This window comes from Trinickia sp. LjRoot230 (assembly GCF_964253315.1).
Lineage (GTDB): Bacteria > Pseudomonadota > Gammaproteobacteria > Burkholderiales > Burkholderiaceae > Trinickia.
The window spans coordinates 3522952-3542445 of sequence record NZ_CAXUQX020000001.1 but is presented as its reverse complement, the minus strand read 5'-3'; the positions used below and the strand labels follow the sequence as shown (position 1 = coordinate 3542445).

Sequence of the window (19494 nt, the reverse complement as noted above, 5' to 3'; positions counted from 1 at the left end):
AGATCAGGCGGGTTGCGCTGGCGAGCGGCACAAATGCTTGCAATGGCGTACCAAATTTGGTACGATCACGCTATCCTAAATCCCGCAACACTGAATGGTCCGATCCATCGAGATTGTCCTCAGCGTCCGCTTTTTCCGAACGGCGACCGATAACGAACCTGTCCGCGAATGGCTCAACGAGCTGGAGGCGCAGGATCGGAAGACGATCGGCCAGGACGTCAAGACGGTCCAGATTGGCTGGCCTCTTGGTATGCCGCTTGTGCGGAAGATGGCAAGGGGTCTATGGGAGATACGAATCCATCTTCACCGGCGGATCGCGCGTGTCCTGTTTACGGTCGTGGGCGATGACATGGTTCTGCTGCACGGCTTCATCAAGAAATCGCAGGACACGCCGCTAGGGGATTTGGATCTGGCGAAGGAACGACTGCGCCAGATCTCGCGGGCCTAAGTTTATTGCGAACGGAGTCGCACATCATGGCAAACAAGCACATTGGCGGAAATTTCGATGACTTCCTCGCCGAAGAGGCAATGCTCGAAGAAGTCACTGCCACGGCCATGAAGCGTGTGATCGCTTGGCAGATCGAGCAGGAAATGAAGGCGCAGCATCTTTCCAAAACGGCGATGGCAACCCGGATGAAGACCAGTCGAGCGGCGCTTAACCGTCTGCTCGATGAAACGGATACCAGCCTGACGCTGACCACCTTAGCTAGCGCAGCTGCTGCACTCGGCAAGACATTTCGCTTCGAGTTGGCTGCCTAAGCCCTGCCTAAGCCCGCTTACGCGCCGGTTCGCCAAAAAACGCCTTGAACTTCGGGCACTCCACGAGCGGGTCGTGCTTGCATCTTGCCGCGTGCCTCAGGCCATCGCGCATGCGCGTGAGCCGCTCGATTTCCTCGTCAAGCGTCTTCGCCCGCTCGGCCATGCGCGCACGCAGATCGGTGTCGCCCGGTCGGGTTGCGAGAAACCGTCCGATCTGCGTGAGCGTAAAACCCGCCGATCTGGCGCACGTGATAAGCGCCAGCCGGCTGATGACGTCGGCGTCGAACGTGCGACGCAAACCATTTCGGCCACGCGACACGATCAGTTTGCGCTTCTCATAGAAGCGAAGCGCTGATGGAGCGAGGCCCGATTGCCGGGCGACTTCTGCGATATCGAGCAGCATGGCGGTTCTCCCTTGACTTGAACTGTGCTTCAAGTTGCATTCTCGCAGATGCCGGTTGATCCGGTTCAATCAAGGAGCGTTTGCCATGCCATTGCATCTTCAAGTACAGACTCACCTCGAGCGCCTCGCCGCGACGAGCTTCGCCGAGCTGCACACCCTCCCGCTTGCGCGAGTCCGCGAAGGCATGCGACGCATGTCGCAAAGCTTCGGCGAACCGGCGGCCGTTGCAAGCGTGCAGGATCGCGTCGCCCATACCGACGCGGGCGAAATGCGCGTGCGCATTTATCATCCGGCACCAGGCGAACTTCGGCCCGTCATCGTCTTCTTTCACGGCGGCGGCTTTGTGCTCGGCGATCTCGACACGCATGACGGCCTCGCGCGGGCGCTTGCGAATGGAGCGGGCAGCGTGGTTGTTGCGGTCGATTATCCGTTGGCACCCGAGCACAAATACCCCGCAGCGCCGAATGCCGCCTATGCTGCCGTGCGATGGGTGGCCGAACATGCGCCGACGTTCGGCGGGGATGCGGCAAAGCTTGCCGTCTGCGGGGACAGTGCGGGTGGAAATCTGGCGGCGGGGGTAGCGTTGCGTGCGCGCGATGCCAGTGGCCCTGCGATCTTGTTTCAATTGTTGATTTATCCCGATCTCGATTTCAGGCGGTCGAATCGATCGATTAGGGAGTTTGCGGGCGAATACGGCAATATCAGCCGCGCCACGCAAGGATGGTTCATGGACAACTATCTGAACAACGAGGATCAGAAGCTTGATCCGCTCGTGTCGCCGCTGCTTGCTCCCGAACTCGCGCGTTTGCCGGCGGCGCTCATCATCACCGCCGAATACGACGCGCTCCGGGACGAAGGCGAGCAATACGGTGAGCGGCTTCGCGAGGCCGGCGTGGATGCGACGGTGAAAAGATATGACGGAATGATTCATGATTTCGTGCGATGGCCGTTCGACGATAGTAAGCGTGCGTTGAACGACGCGACGAGCGTGCTGCGGGATAGATTCGGGAGGTAGTAATACGATTAGCCGTTCTATTAGTTGGTAGTCCTAAGTTTGTTCGACGGCTGGCGGGCGCGGAGCGGTTCGACATCGGAAACAGGATGCCTGGGACGCACGAAATGCCTCGATGCATTCGTTGGCGCAGCGCTGCCTTCGCAGCGCGACGAATGCGCTTAGGTCATCGCGGCTAGCATCAGCAATCATCACAATACCGGGCGAGCCGCTATGCGACCGAGCGTTTCACGTCTACTTCATCCCAGTCAGTGGGGCCCCGGCCGCGCTCAGCGCCGGTCGTCCACGGGCGGACACGAACACGTCCCCTCGGCCCGGCAGACAAATTCGCCACTGAGCGGGTTGGCCCCACGGTCTAGAGTGGGTGCCTCAGACGCGGCTGAAGCACCCGCGGCGGAGCTCTCGGAGGGGCAAAAGGCGCGCGAAGCGGAAGACGCGCGAAAAGCGAAAGAAGCGGAGGATGCGCGAAAAGCCTTAGAGAAAATGCGCGACGCGCAGCACAAGCTCAGCTTGCGACTGAGGGACGAAGTGCGTTCAGCGAATGATTTTCCGAGCGTGCGCGCGATTCTCGGTCCCGACGACGGGGGGGAGTCGGGCATTGACGTTGAGCATCTCGCGGAGCGTGGAGCAATACGCGACCTTAGCGATTCCACGTCTGGAGACGGTTCGCCCAGTCAAATCCTGAAAGCGTTGGCCGTGCGTATCAAAGATATCGGCGAGGGACGGGATCAAGCGTTTGTAGCAGTGCGCGACAGAGCCGCGAACATGAGAGGCTACCATCACACGGAAATACGCATCGTGTTGGCGCGACAACTCGAAACATTGCCGCCCGATGATATCGAAAGCGCTTATTGCGAGATGCTCGAGACTTCGCGCAATGGATTCAACAATCAAGAAAAGGCGCGCAACGACTGGCGCCAATTCTCGCTGAACGACTTCCAGTACGGGCACGTGCTGACGGGGTTGGCACGCGCACTTCCTAGGCTTCCCGCGCCCATCCAGCGCCAGAAAGCCGAAGAACTGCTCGACGAAATCGAGCGATTGAATGGCCGTGAGGGGTATCAGGCAGAGGCTTTGGAAGCGTTCGCTTCGGGCATGGAGAACATGGACTCTGATGCACTCGAAGCTGTCTTTGACCGCACGCTCGACGCGTTGACACCGATGCTCTCGCTCACGCCTGCAGCTTGCGCGCTCCCGCATTTGGCGACCGCGGTTTCCCGTCTGTCCGATGTCAACATACGAGTCGACCGGTTCGCGCGCGTGTTCGCGGCTGCTAACAAGGTACCTACCGAACTGAATGCCGCCGGTCTGCCCAGAACCTACGAACGCGGCTTGGAAAGCCGAATTCCAAGCGAGGTGCAAGGCAACGCGTTGCGCGCGCAAACACTCGTCAACCTAACGTCCGCAGCTGGGACATTTGCACCGGGCACAGCAGGTTCTCAGATCGCCATGGTGCTTCACAGCCTCGAGCTGCTGCCTGACCAGCATGCGTCGATCCAGGATGCATTCGTCGCGATGCGGCCAAGCGCGTTGCCACCCGGCGTGTTTACGCGAGCGTTCGACGATGTACTTACGCGTCTGTCGGCATCGAAGGCGCTCAGCAAAGAGGTTCGCACGGCTCAACTGCATTCGTTGATTGATTCGCTCGGTCACCTCGACGACGAAACGTTGCGCGACGAGCGCTTTGCGCCGCTGGTTCTTCTGGTCGCCCAAACGCCGTTGGCGGAGCGTCAATCGTTTGTCAATGGTTTGCGAAATCAGATAACGGGCCTGCCGTCGGATAACCAGCAGGCATCGAGGCAGTACCTCGATAGGCTGATGCAGGTCCCCTGAGATCCGGCTTTGCAGCTGATACACTCCCTTTCAGCGCACGCGCCCCCGCTTCATCTCGCGCACCTCTTCGCCCAACGCCGCACGCGCACACGCTTCGTCGGTCACGAGTCCCGACAGCCAACCGCCCTTTAACGCCGCGAGCACCGCGCGATGCTTGCGCGGGCCGCCGACGAAGCCGATCGTCGGGCGCGTGGGCGGCGCATCGAGCGGCACGCTCGTCACGCGGCGCCCAGTCGGCGATTCGACGCGTTCGCCATCAGCATTGATTGGCAGTCCTAACATTTCGGCAACCGCACCTCGCCCCGTGAGCTCCTGCACCTCGGCTGCCGTGATGAAGCCGTCCACGTGAAGCGGGCATTCCGGCCCGATGTCGCCGATGCCGACAAACGCCACGTCGGCTCGCGCGCTGAGCCCTTCGACAATGCGATAAAGCCGATGATTGCACCACTGCTCGCGCTCGGCTTCGCTGTCGGCAATGAGTGGCGCGGGCAGCAGGAAGTGTTTGCCGCCGGTCTTTTCTGAGATATGAAGGGCAACGTCGTATCGGTTTGAAGAACCGTCTTGTGCGATGGCGCCCACCATCGAAACGAGCCGATGCTGCGGCCGGTCGATCTGTCCGAGTTGATCGACCGCCGCTTTGAGCGTGCGCCCGCTGCTCACCGCAACGATCATCGGCTTCGCTTCGCTCAGGTAACGCTCCATGACTTGCGCGCCTGCCACGGCGAGCTTGCGCTCGACGGCATCGGGGCTGTCGTCGTCGACGGGCACCACTTCGCACATCGCCAACCCGTAGCGTTCGCAAAGGCGTGCGGCAAGCGTGAGGCAATCGGCCAGGCGATGCTCGACCCGCACGCGAATCAAATTCTTCTCAACCGCAAACGCGACGAGCCGCTGTGCGACCGGGCGCGAGACCTGAAGCTTTTCGGCAATTTCGTTTTGCGTATCACCCGCCACGTAGTAAAGCCATGCGGCGCGTGTTGCGAGATCGAGTTTATCGTTGGATTTGGACACAGATGTAATGGTTATTCAGGACTGCGAATCAATTTCGAATTTCAACTTTCAACTTGCAACTTTTCAATTAAGCAAGACGTTCCCGCGCAGGATCGAACAGCGGCCGCACATGGCGATAAAGCGCACGATAACTGTCGAGCCGCGCGCGCAAGTGCGCATGGCGCTCGGCGTTCGGCTCGAATTGCGCGACCACAGGCGGTTTGGCCAGCGCCTGCGCGGCATTCCCTCCGGCCGCTAACCAACCCAAACGCGCGGCGCCCAACGCCGCACCGGTTTCCCCGCCGCCGTGCTGACGTGTTGGTGTGGCCAACGCATCGGCGAGCAGTTGGGCCCAGTAAGCACTGCGCGCGCCGCCGCCTAGCAGCGACAGCGCAGTGGGCTTCGTGCCAGCCGCGGCCAACGCGTCGAGCCCGTCGGCAAGCGCGAGCGTGACGCCTTCGAGTACCGCGTAGCCGAGCAGCGCGCGATCGGTAGCGTGCGTCATGCCGAAGAATACGCCCTGGGCGAACGGGTCGTTGTGCGGTGTGCGCTCGCCCGACAAATAAGGCAGAAAAAGCGGAGCGTCGGCGAGTGCTTCCGGCGGCAGCTTCGCAACTTCGCCCACGAGCGTCGGCTCGTCTGTGCTGGTGAGCTTGCAGACCCAGCGCAGGCAACTGGCGGCGGACAGCACGACGCTCATCTGATGCCAGCGATCGGGAATCGCATGACAAAACGCGTGAACCGCCGACGCCGGGTTCGGCAGAAAACGGTCGCCGACGACGCACAGGACCCCCGAGGTGCCGAGCGACACGAACCCATCGCCGGGCTCGGTCGCGCCAATGCCGATCGCACTCGTTGCATTGTCGCCGCCGCCCGCCGCCACGATGATCTCGCCATCAGGCAGGCCCCATTCGCGCGCGACTCGCGGGCTGAGTACCCCTGACGGTGCACTGCCTTCCGCGAGCCTCGGCATCTGCGCCCGGCGCATATCGCATGCGTCGAGCAGTTCGTCGGACCAGTCGCGACGCGCGACATCGAGCCAGAGCGTGCCGGCCGCGTCGGACGGGTCCGAAACTTTGTCTCCCGTCATCTTGAGCCGCAGGTAGTCCTTCGGCAGCAGCACGCAAGCCGTGCGGCGAAAATGGTCGGGTTCGTAGCGTGCGGCCCAGAGCAGTTTCGGCGCAGTGAAGCCGGGCATCGCGAGATTGCCGGCGATCTGGTGCAGCCTCGGTGCCCGACGCGTGAGTTCGTCGCACTCGTCGACGCTGCGCATATCGTTCCAAAGGATGGCCGGGCGCAGCACGCGGTCGGCATCGTCGAGCAACACCGCACCGTGCATCTGCCCCGAAAGGCCGATGCCGCGCACTTGCGAGAAGGCTTCGCGATGCGCCTCGCGCAGCTTGGCCAATGCCAGGCAGGTGCCGTCCCACCAGTCGTCAGGGTTCTGCTCGGACCAGCGCGGGTGAGGGCGCGATACCGAAAACGGCGAACCGGCTGTGCCGAGCACACGGCCGTTCGCGTCCAGAAGGAGAACCTTGACTTCGGAAGTGCCGAGATCGATGCCGAGATACATGGCGAAAAGCCTTTGAAATTCGGAGTCGAAAAGCGCGAATGCGCTACTTTAGCCGCGCCCGATCGCGTCCGGCAATGCGGGCGAGCCCTGCTGACTCATCCATGCCGGTCGTACTAACTGCCCGGACTGCGCGAGGCGAGCCATGCGTCCACGCGCGAACACGCAGCCCGCAACGCCGACAACAGCCCCGGTTGTTCCGCCATCCCGCCCCACAGCAGGCGCGATGCGCAAAACGCGGCCAACGGGTCGGGCGTGGCGAACCAGGCGTGCACGGCGGCTTCATCCATCAAACCGTCCTGATAAGCATAGGGCAGCGTGCCGCGCGCCCAGCGCTCGATAAACCGGAAAAAGAGCGCGGGCAGTACGGCCGTGGCTTGCGGTTCGACACCGCGCGCGAAGCATTCGGCGAGCGTCGGCGCAATAAAGCCGGGAATTTTCGAGAAGCCATCGGCGGCGACGCGCTGATTCGTGTCCTCGATGTAAGGATTGCTGAACCGATCGAGCACCACATCGCGGTAGCGAGCCAAATCGAGCGGGCTCGGCGTCAGACAAGGAATCACATCTTCGGTGACATAGGCATGCGCTAAGCGCCGAATGTCGGCATCGGCCGTGCCCTCGTGAATGAACCTGAGCCCCGCGAGCGTGCCGGCCCAGGCGATGCAGCTATGGCTTGCGTTCAGAATGCGTATTTTCGCTTCCTCGTAAGGCAATACCGATTCGACGAGCTCGGCGCCGACGCGCTCCCATGCAGGACGGCCGGCACAAAAGCGATCTTCGATGACCCATTGAATGAACGCTTCGCCCATCACTGGGCAGGCATCGTCGACTCCAGTTGCGGCCTTCACGCGTGCGCTGACTTCCGGCGTCGGGCGCGGGGTGATGCGGTCCACCATCGAATTGGGGCAGGTGGCATTCGCATCGAACCAAACGGCTAGCGCCGTCTGCCCGCTTAATTCGAGAAACGCGCGCATGCCGGCCTCGAAACGCTCGCCGTTGCTGCGCAAGTTATCGCAGCTTTGCAGCGTGACGGGGCCGGCGCTCCGAGCGCGGCGCGCCTCGAGAATGGAGGTCAATGCGCCGTAGATCGTCGTGCGCGCGCCACGCAGGTCAGCCGCCACATCGGGGTTCGCCGTATCGAGCCGGTCGTGCTCGTCGAGGTAGTAACCGCCTTCCGTCACGGTGAACGAAACGATCTTGCAAGCGGGATCGGCACCTGCCTCGACGAGCCCGTCGAGTGCCGGCGACCATTGGACGACGCGCGTAATCGAGCGGATCGTCTCGTAAGCGCGCTCGCCTTGCGGCGTCACGGTTTCGAGCGTGTAGACGCCGCGCTGGGCCTGCAGCGCGGCGAGCACGGCATTCATATCGCCGCGGATGTTGCCGACCGTGAGCGACCAGCGCGCCTCGCCGGGCGCGTTCGCCGCGATGAGCCGGTGCAGATACCAGGCCTGATGCGCGCGGTGAAACGACCCCGCGCCGAGATGCAGAATTACGTTCGAAGCGCCGCCAAGCACGTCGTTCATCGCTTGTCTCCTGAATAAAACGATCGTGCCACTTATCCCGCGCTAAAAAGGGAGTGGGGTGATCTTTTGTTCTGTCGATGAGCGAATGATCTGATTGGGGCGCGCGAAAGTCAAGGCGCGGTGCAACGCGTGGCGTTAGCGCTGCCGCCGCGCGAGCAGGCTCGCGAGATAAACGAGCGCGGCGAGCGCGGTGATCCAGAAGCTCGTCGGCCAATCGGTGTAGAACGCGAGCGTCACGCCGAGCCATGCCTGCCCGAGTGCGAGCAGCGCGGCAAGCGCGATACCTGGGCCGAGCCGGGTCGAGATGTTTTGCGCCGCGGCGGCGGGGCCGACCATCAGCGTGAAGACGAGCAGCACGCCGACGATCTGCGTGCAGGCGGCCACCGTGAGCGCGGCGATCGCGAGAAACAGCATCGATACCGCGCGCAGCGATACGCCCTTGGCCTCGGCGAGCTCTGGCTGCAAGGTGGCGAAGACGAGCGGCCGCATGACGATGCCGAGCGCGATCAGGCAGGCCGCGCCGATGGCGGCAAGCACCGCGAGCGTTTGCGAGGTGACGCCGAGCACGTTGCCGAACAACAGTGCCGTGACTTGGGTCGCATAGGCCGTAAAAAAATGCAGGAACAGCAGGCCGCAGCCCAGCGAAAGCGAAAGCACGACGCCGATCGCCACGTCGCGTCCTGCGAGCCGCTCACCGAGCGCTCCCATCGACAGGCCGGCCGCGAGCGTGAAACCGATCATGCCCCAAAGCGGCGACACACCGATCAGAGCGGCACCCGTTGCGCCGGTGAAGCCGACGTGCGAAAGCGCGTGTCCCGCGAAGGTCTGCTCGCGCATCACGAGGAAGTAGCCTACGATGCCGGCCAGCACGGCGACGATGCCCGACGCCGCAAACGCGTTCACCATGAAGTCGTATTCAAACATCGTGCGTGTGCCCGTGAGAGTGGCTGTGCCCATGAGCCGCGTCGTCTTCATGCTCGTGGTCGTGCTTTTCGACTTCGACGCCTCCCGACATCACGAAGATGCGGCCATTCACGCGCATGACGTCGATAGGCGAGCCATAAAGGCGCGACAGCACCGGGCGTGTGATGACTTCGTCGACGGTGCCGAGCGCCGCCGATCCGCTGCCCAGATACAGCACGCGGTCGAGTGCATCGAGCAGCGGATTCAGTTCGTGTGCGGAAAACAGGACGGTGATGCCGAGCTCGCGCTGCACGCGGCGCACGAGTTCGACCACGCCGCGCTGGTGGCGCGGATCGAGGCTGATCAGCGGCTCGTCGAGCAACAGCAGCCGCGGCTTGCCGAGCAGGCATTGCGCGAGCAACAGGCGCTGCCGTTCGCCGCCCGAGAGCTCGGACAACGGGCGCTTCGCAAGCGCGCTTGCGTCGACGAGTTCGAGCACGCGCTCGATGTCGTCAACCGTGGCGGCGTTGGCGTGCGGCAACCCCCAGCGATGGCCGTTGGCTGCCATCGCGATGAAATCGCGGCCACGCAGGCGGCGACCGGCGATCGCCGTGCGTACCTGTGGCATATATCCGATCGCAGCGTTGCCGCGCGCAACCGGTTCGCCCGCCACGCGAATGCTGCCGTGTGCCACCGGCAGCAAGCCGAGTACGGCGCGCATCAGCGTGGTCTTGCCGGCGCCGTTGGGCCCGAGCACCCCGATGAATTCGCCTTCGTCGATGGCAAGGCTCGCATCGGTCAATATCGTCCGAGCGCCGAGCGCGATCGATACATGCTCGAATTCGAGAGCAGGGCGACGCGCGTGCGACGGGTTCATGGCCGCTTGCCTTCGAGCGCGGTCGATAGCGCGTCGAGTTGCGAGAGCATCCAGTGCTGATAGGTCCAGCCGGCCGGCAGCGTTTCGGTGACGCTGACGCTCGGCACGCCCGAGACGCGGGCCAGCTCGCGCAAGCGCCGCGTCATTGCATTGGAGGCTTGTCGGTTGTAGATGAAGACACGCACCTTTCTATTGCGCAGATCGCGCTCGAATGCGGCGATATCGGTGGCGCTGGGCTCGGTGTCGTTCATCGTCGCCAGTTGGAAACGCATGTTGCGCATGTCGAGCCCGATCGCCTCGGACAGATAGCCGAAGACCGGCTCGGTAGCCGTGACCGGTGTATGCGGATAACGCAGGCGCAGCTCACCCACCTTCGCGTCGAACGGCTTCATCGAATCGAGGAAGGCCGCCAGATTTTGCTCGAAGTCGGCTTGATGCGAGGGATCGGCCGAAGCGAGTGCCTGCGCAATCGCCCGCGCGACCTTGGGCATCGTCGCGGGGTCATACCAGAGGTGCGGGTTGTCGCCCGCCTTTTTGCCGACGAGTTCGGCCGCAACGATCATCGTCCGATTGCCGCCTTTGGATGCCGCGAGCAGCTTGTCCATCCAAGGGTCGTAGGCGGCGCCGTTGTAGACGACGATGGCGGCATGCCGCAATGCGCGCGCCGTCGATGGGCTGGCTTCGAAAAGGTGCGGGTCCTGATCGGGATTGTTCAGAATGCTCGTGACATCGACATGATCGCCGCCCACTTGGCGCACGACGTCGCCGTAGAAGTTTTCGGCCGCGACGACGTTGACTTTCGCATCGGCTGCCGACACGCTCATTGCCATCGAAAACAAGGCAAGCCCTGTCAGGAGCGTTTTCCACACGTTTGCTCGGGCGATCAGACTCATTTATTCGTTCTCCTTAGTATTGCGTTTCGATGATGCAAACCGTCACGAGCGTTTGCACTCGCCGCATAGCCCACTCAATTCGACGACTTGCTTGTGCACTTCGAAGCCATGCGCGGGTGGTGTTGCCGACAGCCGCTCCGCGAGTTCGTCACCGGGAATTTCGACGGTCTCCCCGCAGCGTTCGCAAATCAGAAACTGGCTTTGATGCGGCTTGCCGATTTCGCAGCAGGCGACGAATGCATTGCGCGATTCGATGCGATGCACGAAGCCGTATTCCACGAGAAACTCGAGCGCGCGATAGACGGTGGTCGGCGGCACGCGTCCGCGCTCGGGCTCGAGTGCCGCGAGCAGATCGTAGGCGCCGATAGGGCGCCCGGCACCGGCGACGAGCGCGTAGACCTGCCGGCGCAGCGGCGTCAGCGCGAGCCCGCGTTCGGCAGCGAACGCGTCGGCCCGTGCGAGGCGCGCAGCGAGGGAATGGGCGGCATGAGGCATGGCATCGATCCGAACGGCTGCTGATGGGAAGCTGATGGCGAACTTGTTGGCAACAGATTCGCAGTGGGTGAGATGATATAACATATCGCGCCTACGTGCTGACGGCGACAAAGACAGCAACCGCGGCCATGCAGGCGCCGAACAGATATCCCTGCACTCTCATTGCCTTGGGGTCGCTGAACCGCTTGAAGATGATTTGTCCGCCATAGATCCAAGGGAAATGGCAAGCGATGCACAGCACCGTGAAGACAGCCGATATTTGAAGCACTTGCTGGGCGAGTGCGAGATCGGAGCGCAAGCATTGCGAGAACAACACAAAGATCATCGAATGGATTTTCGGATTGAGCGATACCGATAAAAAGCCGTCGGTGATCGTCAATTCCGGCAGATCAGCATGCTCGCCGGGCTTCGACGGTTTGACGAAACCGTATGCAAGATAAAGCGTGTACGCGATGCCGGCCCACTTCAGCGCATGCGCGGCTGATGGCGCTTGATCCAACAGCCGGCTCAAGCCGAACCCGTAAGCGAGACACCAGACGAAATTGGCGAGTTCGAACCCGAGCCAGAACGGCACGGTGCCTTTCACCCCGAACCGTCCGCCGGCTGCGGCGAGCATCGTGTTGCCGGGTCCCGGGCTGATGATCATCGGCACTGAAAAAGCGATGACCAATATCCATATTTGAGTCGAAACCATGCGTTTTCCCCTTTGACGATTCGCGAATGCCGGTCATTAAACGCAGGTTTGCTTAGCGGGTCCAAGCGAGCTATTTTCATGGGCTCGATAAAGTGAGATTATCGAGCCCATGCGCCGCTTGCCACCTTTGGGCGCGCTTCGCGCCTTCGAGGCGGCCGCGCGCCATTTGAACTTCACTCATGCCGCCGCCGAACTGTTCGTCACGCAGGCGGCCATCAGTCATCAAGTTCGTCAGCTCGAGCAATGGTTAGGACTCCGATTGTTCGAGCGGCGCGGCCACTCGCTGACCATGACCGGCAAGGGGCGCGACTATCTCGCCGAAATCTCGCTTGTGCTCGATCGGATCGCATCGGCGACGGCGCGCGTGAAAGACGGTGTCGACGGGCCGTTACGCGTCACGGTGCTGCCGTCATTCGCCGCATGCTGGCTCGTGCCGCGGCTCGACGCATTTCAAGCGGAGTATCCCGATATCGATCTGAAGCTGACGGCTTCGGCTCAACTATGGGACGGCACCGGGAGCCGCTTCGATCTCGGCATTCGGTCGGGCCTCGGGCAGTGGCCCGGGCTGCATGCGGAATTGATCGCGCGCGAATTGCGCAGCCCCGTGTGCGCGCCTTCGGTCGCGGCAGGCGCGCTACCGCTGCGCGAGCCTGCCGATTTGCGCCATGCGCGCCTGCTTCACGATGCACCGCGCGATGCATGGCCGCTTTGGTGCGAGCATGCGAACGTGATGGGCTTCGATGTTCAAGCAGGACTCGCGTTCGACGACGCGGCGCTTGCATTGCAGGCCGCGTTGCGCGGGCAAGGGGTCGCGCTTGGCCGATTGACGCTGGCGGAGCGTGATTTGCGCGAAGGCCGTCTCGTGCAGCCGTTCGACATTGCGGTGCCGAACGATTACAGCTACTGGCTCGTCTATCCGCCCGCCAACGCCGCGCGTACCGACGTGGCGGCGTTTCGCACATGGTTGCTTGGGCAGGCAGGGCAAGACGCCAAACCGGGGCGCGACATCGGGCAGGCGCAAGTGCGGGATCACCGCCTTTGAGCGGCGCATTCGATGTCACCCCTCAAAGCAATGTGCGCACGTGCCATAGCTCGGGAAACAGCACGACGTCGAGCATCTTGCGCAGATAGGTGGCGCCGCTCGTTCCGCCGGTACCTTGCTTGTTGCCGATGATTCGTTCGACCGTGGTTACGTGCCGAAAGCGCCACTGGCGGAATACATCTTCGAGATCGACGAGCGATTCCGCCATTTTATAAAGCCCCCAATACTGCGACGGGTTGCGGTAGACCGCAAGCCAAGCCGCTTCGACCGTAGCGTCGGGTGTGGTGGGCTGTGTCCAATCCCGTTCGAGGCGGGCGGGGGCGATATCGAAGCCGCGTCGTGCGATGAGCCGCACGACTTCGTCGTAAAGCGATGGCGCCTCGAGTGCCGCCGTCACCTCGGCGAGCACGTCGGGCCGGTGCGCGTACGGTGCGAGCATCCGCGCGTTTTTATTGCCGAGCATGAATTCGATCAGTCGGTATTGATATGACTGAAAGCCCGACGACGAACCGAGGTACGGGCGCATGGCCGTGTATTCCGATGGCGTGAGCGTCGCCAATACGTTCCATGCCTGAACGAGTTGCTCCATGATGCGCGAGACGCGTGCAAGCATCTTGAATGCGGACGGCAATCTATCGTGCCGTACGCGCTCTAGCACCGCGCGCAACTCATACAGCGCGAGCTTCATCCACAGCTCGCTCGTTTGATGCTGAATGATGAACAGCATCTCATTGTGATCTGGCGAGAGCGGATGTTGCGCATGCAGGATCGAATCGAGCGAGAGGTAATCGCCATAGCTCATCGACTTCGAAAAGTCGAGCTGAGCGTTGTGCCAGCCGGCATCGTATGTCGGCTCCGGGGCCGAGGACGCGTCTTCGACACGCATGTGCTCACTCATCATTTAGGACTCCTTATTTCACGCTCAAGTCACCGAGTGGCGGGCGGTGAATTCGGGCGTGCGCCAGGCATCGGTGTCGAGCACCGTGTGTAGCGTCTCGACGGCATCCCAGACATCGACGAAGCGCGTGTAAAGCGGCGTGAAGCCGAAGCGCAGAACGGACGGCTCGCGATAATCGCCGATCACGCCGCGCGCGATCAGTGCCTGCATCACCTCGTAGCCGTACGGGTGAGCAAAGCTCACATGCGAGCCGCGCTGCACGTGCGCGCGCGGCGTGACGAGCGTCAGCGGATGCCCCGCGCAGCGCGCTTGAACCAATGCGATGAAGTGATCGGTCAGCGCAAGCGACTTGCGGCGCACGGCCTCCATGTTCGTCTCGAGAAACACGTCGAGGCCCGCTTCGACGAGTGCCATCGACACGATCGGCTGCGTGCCGCACAAGAAGCGCCCAATGCCGGCGTCGGGCTCGTAGAGCGGGTCCATTGCGAACGGCGCGCGATGTCCCCACCATCCCGACAGCGGTTGTTCGAGCGCGTCCTGATGGCGTTTCGCCACCCACGCGAAGGCCGGCGAGCCGGGGCCGCCGTTCAGATATTTGTAGGTGCAGCCGACGGCGAGGTCCGCGTTGGCGCCGTTCAAATCGACGGGCACCGCGCCGGCGGAATGCGCCAGGTCCCACAGCACGAGCGCGCCGCTGCGATGAATGAGCTGCGTGAGCGCGGCCATGTCGTGCATGTAGCCGGTGCGGTAGTTCACGTGCGTGAGCATGACGAGCGCGGTGCTGTCATCGATCGCGGCGGGCAACTCGGCAGGGTCATCGACAAGCAGCAGCGAATAGCCGCGATCGAGCTGGTCGATCACGCCTTGCGCAATGTAGAGATCGGTCGGAAAGTTTGCGCGCTCCGATACGATCGTCCGGCGCCGCGCATCGAGCTTGTCGCGCTTGTCGACCTCGCGCAGCGCGGCGCACAGCAGTTTGAACAGGTTGATCGAGATCGTGTCGGTGACGACGACTTCGTTTTGTGCGGCCCCGATCAGCGGCGCGAGCTTGTTTCCAAGGCGGCGCGGCATGGCGAACCAGCCGGCCCCGTTCCAGCTGCGAATGAGCCCGTTGCCCCACTCCTCGCCAATGACGGCTTGGGCGCGGGCGGCCGCCGCAACCGGGGGAATGCCCAACGAATTGCCGTCGAGATAGATCACCTGCGGGTTCACTGCAAAGCGGCTGCGCAACGGCGCGAGCGCATCGCGGGCGTCGAGTGCGAGTGCATCGTCACGTGTTTTCATAGGCGCGACAATCGTAAGGACTGCAAAGTAATTTGCTGCGCTCGGCTGACTCAGCCATTTATCGAGGGCTTAGCGCAGCGAGCGCAGCACGGCGCGCACCGGGCTGGCATCGGCCGACGCGAGCTTGAGCGGCAGTGCAATCAATTCGTAGTCTCCCGGCGCGACAGCATCGAGTACCAGCCCCTCGAGTATGGCCATACTGTGCGCGCACACTCGGCGATGCGCGTCCATTGTTTCGGAATCCTGAGGATCGAGCGAGGGCGAATCTACGCCGATCAGTGTCACGCCGCATGCGGCGAGCAAGTCCAGCGTGGCCGGTGCGATCGCGCAAAACGCGCTGTCCCAATGCGTAAGCGGTGCTTGCGCGTAAGTGCGCAACAACACACGCGGGGGCACGCCCGCCAACCAGGGCTGGACGTGCGCAGGTGTAACGAGCGGCGCCGCGCCGATGCAATTGATCACTCGGCAAGGGCCGAGGTAGGGCTCGAGCGCGACGGCCCCGATTGGTGCGCCGTCGGCATCGTAGTGAAGCGGCGCATCGGCATGCGCGCCGGTGTGCGGCGAAAGCGTGATGCGACCAACGTTCACCGATGCGCCCGCTTCCATTTTCCAGACGCGTTCGAAGGACGGGACGGTGTCGCCGGGCCAGACTGGGGTGCGCTGGTCGACCGCGGGCGAAATGTCCCAGAGCGTCTCCATGTCCATGTTTTTGCACCGCTTTTCAGATGAATAGTCCGATCATAGGGAACAGTTCGCGCAAGGTGCTTGCGAATTCGCCGCCCGGAACGCGGCGCACTAGAACATAATTCGAGATAAGCCGAAAAAGGGAGCCAAAAATGAACGCGATCTCGCTGGACGCCACGGATTGCCGCATTTTGAGTGTTCTTCAAAACGAGGGGCGCATTAGCAATCTCGATCTCGCCGAGCGCATCTCGCTGTCGCCTTCGGCATGCTTGCGCCGCTTACGCTTGCTCGAGGAGCAAGGCGTGATCGAACGATACCGCGCGTGTCTGAACCGCGAGGCGCTCGGCTTCGAACTCGAAGCGTTCGTGCAGGTGTCGATGCGCAACGATCAGGAAAACTGGCATGAGCGCTTTGCCGATGCGGTGCGGGAATGGCCCGAGGTGATAGGCGCATTTGTGATTACCGGAGAAAGTCATTACCTGCTGCGCGTGCTGGCACACAACCTCAAGCACTACTCCGAGTTCGTGCTCTCGAAGCTCTACAAGGCGCCCGGCGTGATGGACATCCGCTCGAACATCGTGCTGCAGACGCTGAAAGAAGATTCAGGCGTGCCCGTCGCGCTCACGCGGACGAGCCCGCGCGGGCGTGAGGCCTGAGAAAGTTCGAAGATGATGTCGGTCAGGGGGTAATTCGGTCCTAGTTCAGCGGTTCCATCGAAGCGCGGTTTTTGTTCGAACGCTATCGTCGAGCGCACTCGATCAACTCACGCGGAGAACCCGGCATGAAATGGACAACGGCGGCAATCGTATTACTCGATCCCAACGACGACGTAATTCTCCGGGATGCCACGGCATGGAAGCAACGCTACGCGATTCCCGATCATCTTTGCTTTACCGCGCCGCTGAAAACAGGCTATTCGCTTAAAGGCTACCGGCCGCTCACGCCAAACTGCCTGTCGTTTTCGAATCTGGAAACGAAAATCATCGTGATCAGTCATGGCTTGCCGGCGGGCATCGTGATCAATGGGCGTCAGAGCGGCGCTCGCACGGTGACGGAGTGGTTGGCGCAATGGGGCTTAAGGCAGGTCGGCTTGCTGACGTTTCGCGGCTGTTGGCTCGGCGCGGGCACGTTTCTCGACGAAATGGTCGCGCGCTTGACCAAGCGCGGCATTGCGGCGGGCTGGCTGCTTGGCTACAAGTACGCTGCGAGCCAGGTCGGTTTTACCTCGCACGAGTGCTCCGGTGACGCCGACCGACGTTTGCGCCGCGCCACGCAAGGGCGCTACAAACTGCCGGACAGCGAGCGCGTCAAAATTGTCCAGGGCAATCGCGATGTCGTGCCGCCCACGGGGCCCAGCCGACGTTATCCGATATTCGAAACGTTGGTCTGATGCGCTGGCCGCTGGCGGATTCGGCGGCAGCGCTCACTGCGCCAACCGTGCCTCGATGTAGTCGATGAACGACCGAACTTTCGGGCGGGGGAGCGCGTCGGGCAGATAGACGAGGCGCACCGGTCGCGGGCTTGGCACCCATGCCTGCAGCACCGGCACGAGGCGGCCCGCTGCGATGTCCTCGGCCACGAGCACCTCGGGCTGCAGCAGCAGCCCGGCGCCGCCAAGCGCCGCTGCGCGCAGTGCATGACCGTCGTTCGACACGAAGCTTCCCGTCACGGGCCAGACCACTTCTTCGTCGCCATTGCGCAGATGCCATACCGCGCCGCGGGTCCACGCAAGGTGGCCGAGGCACCGATGGCCCGCCAGTTCCCCCGGTGCGTGCGGCGTGCCGTGTTGGCTCAAATAAGCGGGCGCGGCACAGATGGTCATGCGATAAGGCGGCATCGGCTTGGCCACAAGTGACGGGTCGACCGCTTCACCGATCCGAAACGCCAGATCGTAGCCGTCAGCGATGAGGTCGACATACCGGTTATCGAGCACCAATTCGATCGTGACGCGTGGATATTGAGCCAGGTAATCCGCGATGAGCGGTGCCACCACCCACGCCCCCAGTGTCACCGGCGCGCTAATGCGCAGCTTGCCCTGTGGCTCGCTGCCGAGCGCATGCACCGAGGCCTCGGCGATGCGCACCTGCTCGAGTGCGGCTTTGCAATTGTCGTAGAAGGCGGCGCCGGCGTCGGTCAGCGCTTGCTTGCGCGTGGTGCGGTGAATGAGCCGCGTATTGAAGCGTGCCTCGAGGCTCTGGACGTATTTCCCGATCATTACCGCGGACATCTCGAGCCGCTCGGCTGCGGCGCTGAAATTGCGGGCCTCGACGACAGCAACGAATACCTCCATTGCGCGCAGCTTGTCCATTAAGATTCCTAACCGTCAGTTAGTAATGGACGAATTATAGGCTCATTTATCAAAGCGGACGACGCGCGCACAATCCCTCCCATTCATCGATTTATCCAGCCACGAATGAGGGAGTGAAACGCAAATGAGCGCAATAAAAAAGGTATTGCTGGTCGGCGCGACGGGCACGGTGGGGTCTGCTGTGGCGAAACGGCTCGCGGCGGTGGGGCACGAAGTCGTTCGTGCGGGCCGCCGTAGTGGAGATGTGCAGGTCGATATCGCCGACGACGCGAGCGTTGCCGCGCTTTTTGCGCAAGTCGGGCCGGTGGACGCCATTGTCGCGACGACGGGCGAGGTTCACTTCGGCCCGCTCGCGCAAATGAGCGCGGCGCAGTTCAACATCGGCTTGCAAGGCAAGCTGTTGGGCCAGGTTCGACTTGCGCTGATTGGTCAGGCGCATCTGAACGATGGCGGGTCGATCACGCTGACGACCGGTATTTTGACGGAGGAGCCGATTCGCGACGGCGTCAACGCCACAGCCGTCAACGGGGCCATCGAAGGCTTCGTGCGCGCGGCCGCCACCGAGTTGCCGCGCGGCATTCGGATCAATGCCGTCAGTCCGACATTGCTGACGGAATCGGCTGCCGCGCTCGGGGCGTATTTTCCCGGTTTTGAGACGGTGTCGAGCGAGCGTGTCGCGCTGGCCTACGAGCGCAGCGTCGCGGGCGTGCAGACGGGGCGCGTCTATCGAATTGGTTAAGGAGGGGGGCGCGGGCGTGTGATGCGCTCGCTTAGTCGCCGCGGCGCTTGAGCCCATGAAAAGCGCCGTTGTGAAACACGAGCGGTGCGATTTTGTCCGCATCGGGGTGCACACCGCAACGCTCGACTTCGCCGACGAAGATCACATGATCGCCCTCGTCATAGCGGCTGCGGTTATGGCACTCGAACCAGGCCAGCGCACCGTCGAGCACCGGCATGCCGGTGCCGCCCGCAGCATGCGAGACACCGACGAAGCGGTCGCCTTTGACGGTGGCAAAGCGCTGGCACAAATCGTATTGAGATTGCGCGAGCACATTGACGACGTAATGGCTATTGGTGCGAAAGACCGGCATCGATGCCGATCGCGTGGCAAGGCTCCAGAGCACGAGCGGCGGATCGAGCGACACGGAGTTGAACGAACTCGCCGTGATGCCGATCAACTGGCCCGACGGCGCACGCGTGGTGATGACGGTGACGCCCGTGGCGAATTGCCCGAGCGCGTGCCGAAAGGCGGCCGCGTCGAAGTCAGGTGGGCTCGCGCGCTTCATTGCGTGTTCATTGCGTATTGATTGCAAAAGGCTCCCC

At 62.6% G+C, this 19494-nt stretch carries 22 protein-coding genes; 8 read left to right on the top strand and 14 right to left on the bottom strand.

What is annotated here, in order from left to right:
• The first annotated feature begins 94 nt into the window (after positions 1-94).
• A complete protein-coding gene (locus ACSQ20_RS16165) occupies positions 95-448 on the top strand; it encodes a type II toxin-antitoxin system RelE/ParE family toxin (RefSeq protein WP_436021664.1) in 354 nt (117 codons plus the stop codon).
• Between the two features lie 26 nt (positions 449-474).
• Entirely contained in the window at positions 475-759 is a 285-nt protein-coding gene (locus ACSQ20_RS16160) for a Fis family transcriptional regulator (RefSeq protein WP_436021662.1), read from the top strand.
• 7 nt (positions 760-766) lie between these two features.
• On the opposite strand, the gene ACSQ20_RS16155 is transcribed toward ACSQ20_RS16160, so the two are convergent.
• Positions 767-1162 (bottom strand): MerR family transcriptional regulator, encoded by a 396-nt coding sequence (locus tag ACSQ20_RS16155; RefSeq protein ID WP_436021660.1) that lies wholly within the window; start codon positions 1160-1162, stop codon positions 767-769.
• Positions 1163-1247: 85 nt separating this feature from the next.
• Between ACSQ20_RS16155 and ACSQ20_RS16150 the strand changes: the two genes are divergently transcribed.
• Positions 1248-2177: an alpha/beta hydrolase gene (locus ACSQ20_RS16150; protein WP_436021658.1), complete on the top strand. Its 930-nt coding sequence runs from the start codon at positions 1248-1250 to the stop codon at positions 2175-2177.
• Between the two features lie 762 nt (positions 2178-2939).
• Positions 2940-4007 (top strand): hypothetical protein, encoded by a 1068-nt coding sequence (locus ACSQ20_RS16145; RefSeq protein ID WP_436021656.1) that lies wholly within the window; start codon positions 2940-2942, stop codon positions 4005-4007.
• 30 nt (positions 4008-4037) lie between these two features.
• On the opposite strand, the gene ACSQ20_RS16140 is transcribed toward ACSQ20_RS16145, so the two are convergent.
• The 8 genes from ACSQ20_RS16140 to ACSQ20_RS16105 form a co-directional block, all read right to left on the bottom strand.
• On the bottom strand, positions 4038-5018 hold the full coding sequence (locus ACSQ20_RS16140; protein WP_436021654.1) for a sugar-binding transcriptional regulator: 981 nt from the start codon (positions 5016-5018) through the stop codon (positions 4038-4040).
• A gap of 67 nt (positions 5019-5085) precedes the next feature.
• Positions 5086-6570: a xylulokinase gene (gene xylB, locus ACSQ20_RS16135; RefSeq protein ID WP_436021652.1), complete on the bottom strand. Its 1485-nt coding sequence runs from the start codon at positions 6568-6570 to the stop codon at positions 5086-5088.
• 113 nt (positions 6571-6683) lie between these two features.
• Positions 6684-8093: a D-arabinitol 4-dehydrogenase gene (gene dalD, locus ACSQ20_RS16130; RefSeq protein ID WP_436021650.1), complete on the bottom strand. Its 1410-nt coding sequence runs from the start codon at positions 8091-8093 to the stop codon at positions 6684-6686.
• A 135-nt stretch (positions 8094-8228) separates the two neighbouring features.
• Positions 8229-9017, bottom strand: coding sequence for a metal ABC transporter permease (locus ACSQ20_RS16125; RefSeq protein WP_436023164.1), 789 nt, complete (start codon positions 9015-9017; stop codon positions 8229-8231).
• Positions 9010-9873: an ABC transporter ATP-binding protein gene (locus ACSQ20_RS16120; RefSeq protein ID WP_436021648.1), complete on the bottom strand. Its 864-nt coding sequence runs from the start codon at positions 9871-9873 to the stop codon at positions 9010-9012. Before ACSQ20_RS16120 ends, ACSQ20_RS16125 begins: the two co-directional genes overlap by 8 nt.
• Positions 9870-10703 carry a metal ABC transporter solute-binding protein gene (locus ACSQ20_RS16115; RefSeq protein ID WP_436023162.1) on the bottom strand — a complete coding sequence of 278 codons (834 nt, stop codon included), beginning with the start codon at positions 10701-10703 and terminating at the stop codon, positions 9870-9872. Before ACSQ20_RS16115 ends, ACSQ20_RS16120 begins: the two co-directional genes overlap by 4 nt.
• A gap of 105 nt (positions 10704-10808) precedes the next feature.
• Positions 10809-11261, bottom strand: coding sequence for a Fur family transcriptional regulator (locus ACSQ20_RS16110; RefSeq protein WP_436021646.1), 453 nt, complete (start codon positions 11259-11261; stop codon positions 10809-10811).
• 91 nt (positions 11262-11352) lie between these two features.
• Positions 11353-11955, bottom strand: coding sequence for a LysE family translocator (locus ACSQ20_RS16105; RefSeq protein ID WP_436021644.1), 603 nt, complete (start codon positions 11953-11955; stop codon positions 11353-11355).
• Positions 11956-12064: 109 nt separating this feature from the next.
• Between ACSQ20_RS16105 and gcvA the strand changes: the two genes are divergently transcribed.
• Positions 12065-12997: a transcriptional regulator GcvA gene (gcvA, locus tag ACSQ20_RS16100; RefSeq protein ID WP_436021642.1), complete on the top strand. Its 933-nt coding sequence runs from the start codon at positions 12065-12067 to the stop codon at positions 12995-12997.
• A gap of 22 nt (positions 12998-13019) precedes the next feature.
• Here the strand turns inward: gcvA and kynA are convergent, their stop codons facing one another.
• The 3 genes from kynA to kynB form a co-directional block, all read right to left on the bottom strand.
• Positions 13020-13895: a tryptophan 2,3-dioxygenase gene (gene kynA / locus ACSQ20_RS16095; protein WP_436023160.1), complete on the bottom strand. Its 876-nt coding sequence runs from the start codon at positions 13893-13895 to the stop codon at positions 13020-13022.
• Positions 13896-13919: 24 nt separating this feature from the next.
• On the bottom strand, positions 13920-15179 hold the full coding sequence (gene kynU, locus ACSQ20_RS16090) for a kynureninase (protein WP_436021640.1): 1260 nt from the start codon (positions 15177-15179) through the stop codon (positions 13920-13922).
• A 69-nt stretch (positions 15180-15248) separates the two neighbouring features.
• The gene (gene kynB, locus ACSQ20_RS16085) at positions 15249-15878 is read right to left on the bottom strand and encodes an arylformamidase (protein ID WP_436023158.1); all 630 of its coding nucleotides are present in this window, start codon (positions 15876-15878) and stop codon (positions 15249-15251) included.
• Between the two features lie 137 nt (positions 15879-16015).
• Here kynB and ACSQ20_RS16080 point away from each other — a divergent pair, with 137 nt between their 5' ends.
• Both ACSQ20_RS16080 and ACSQ20_RS16075 read left to right on the top strand, forming a co-directional pair.
• On the top strand, positions 16016-16519 hold the full coding sequence (locus tag ACSQ20_RS16080) for an Lrp/AsnC family transcriptional regulator (protein ID WP_436021638.1): 504 nt from the start codon (positions 16016-16018) through the stop codon (positions 16517-16519).
• Between the two features lie 125 nt (positions 16520-16644).
• Positions 16645-17253: a hypothetical protein gene (locus ACSQ20_RS16075; RefSeq protein ID WP_436021636.1), complete on the top strand. Its 609-nt coding sequence runs from the start codon at positions 16645-16647 to the stop codon at positions 17251-17253.
• Between the two features lie 33 nt (positions 17254-17286).
• On the opposite strand, the gene ACSQ20_RS16070 is transcribed toward ACSQ20_RS16075, so the two are convergent.
• Positions 17287-18171 carry a LysR substrate-binding domain-containing protein gene (locus ACSQ20_RS16070; protein ID WP_436021634.1) on the bottom strand — a complete coding sequence of 295 codons (885 nt, stop codon included), beginning with the start codon at positions 18169-18171 and terminating at the stop codon, positions 17287-17289.
• A 124-nt stretch (positions 18172-18295) separates the two neighbouring features.
• Here ACSQ20_RS16070 and ACSQ20_RS16065 point away from each other — a divergent pair, with 124 nt between their 5' ends.
• Positions 18296-18910 (top strand): short chain dehydrogenase, encoded by a 615-nt coding sequence (locus ACSQ20_RS16065; protein WP_436021632.1) that lies wholly within the window; start codon positions 18296-18298, stop codon positions 18908-18910.
• 31 nt (positions 18911-18941) lie between these two features.
• On the opposite strand, the gene ACSQ20_RS16060 is transcribed toward ACSQ20_RS16065, so the two are convergent.
• Positions 18942-19457, bottom strand: a complete 516-nt coding sequence (locus ACSQ20_RS16060) for a flavin reductase family protein (RefSeq protein WP_436021630.1) — start codon at positions 19455-19457, stop codon at positions 18942-18944.
• Positions 19458-19494 lie beyond the last annotated feature (37 nt).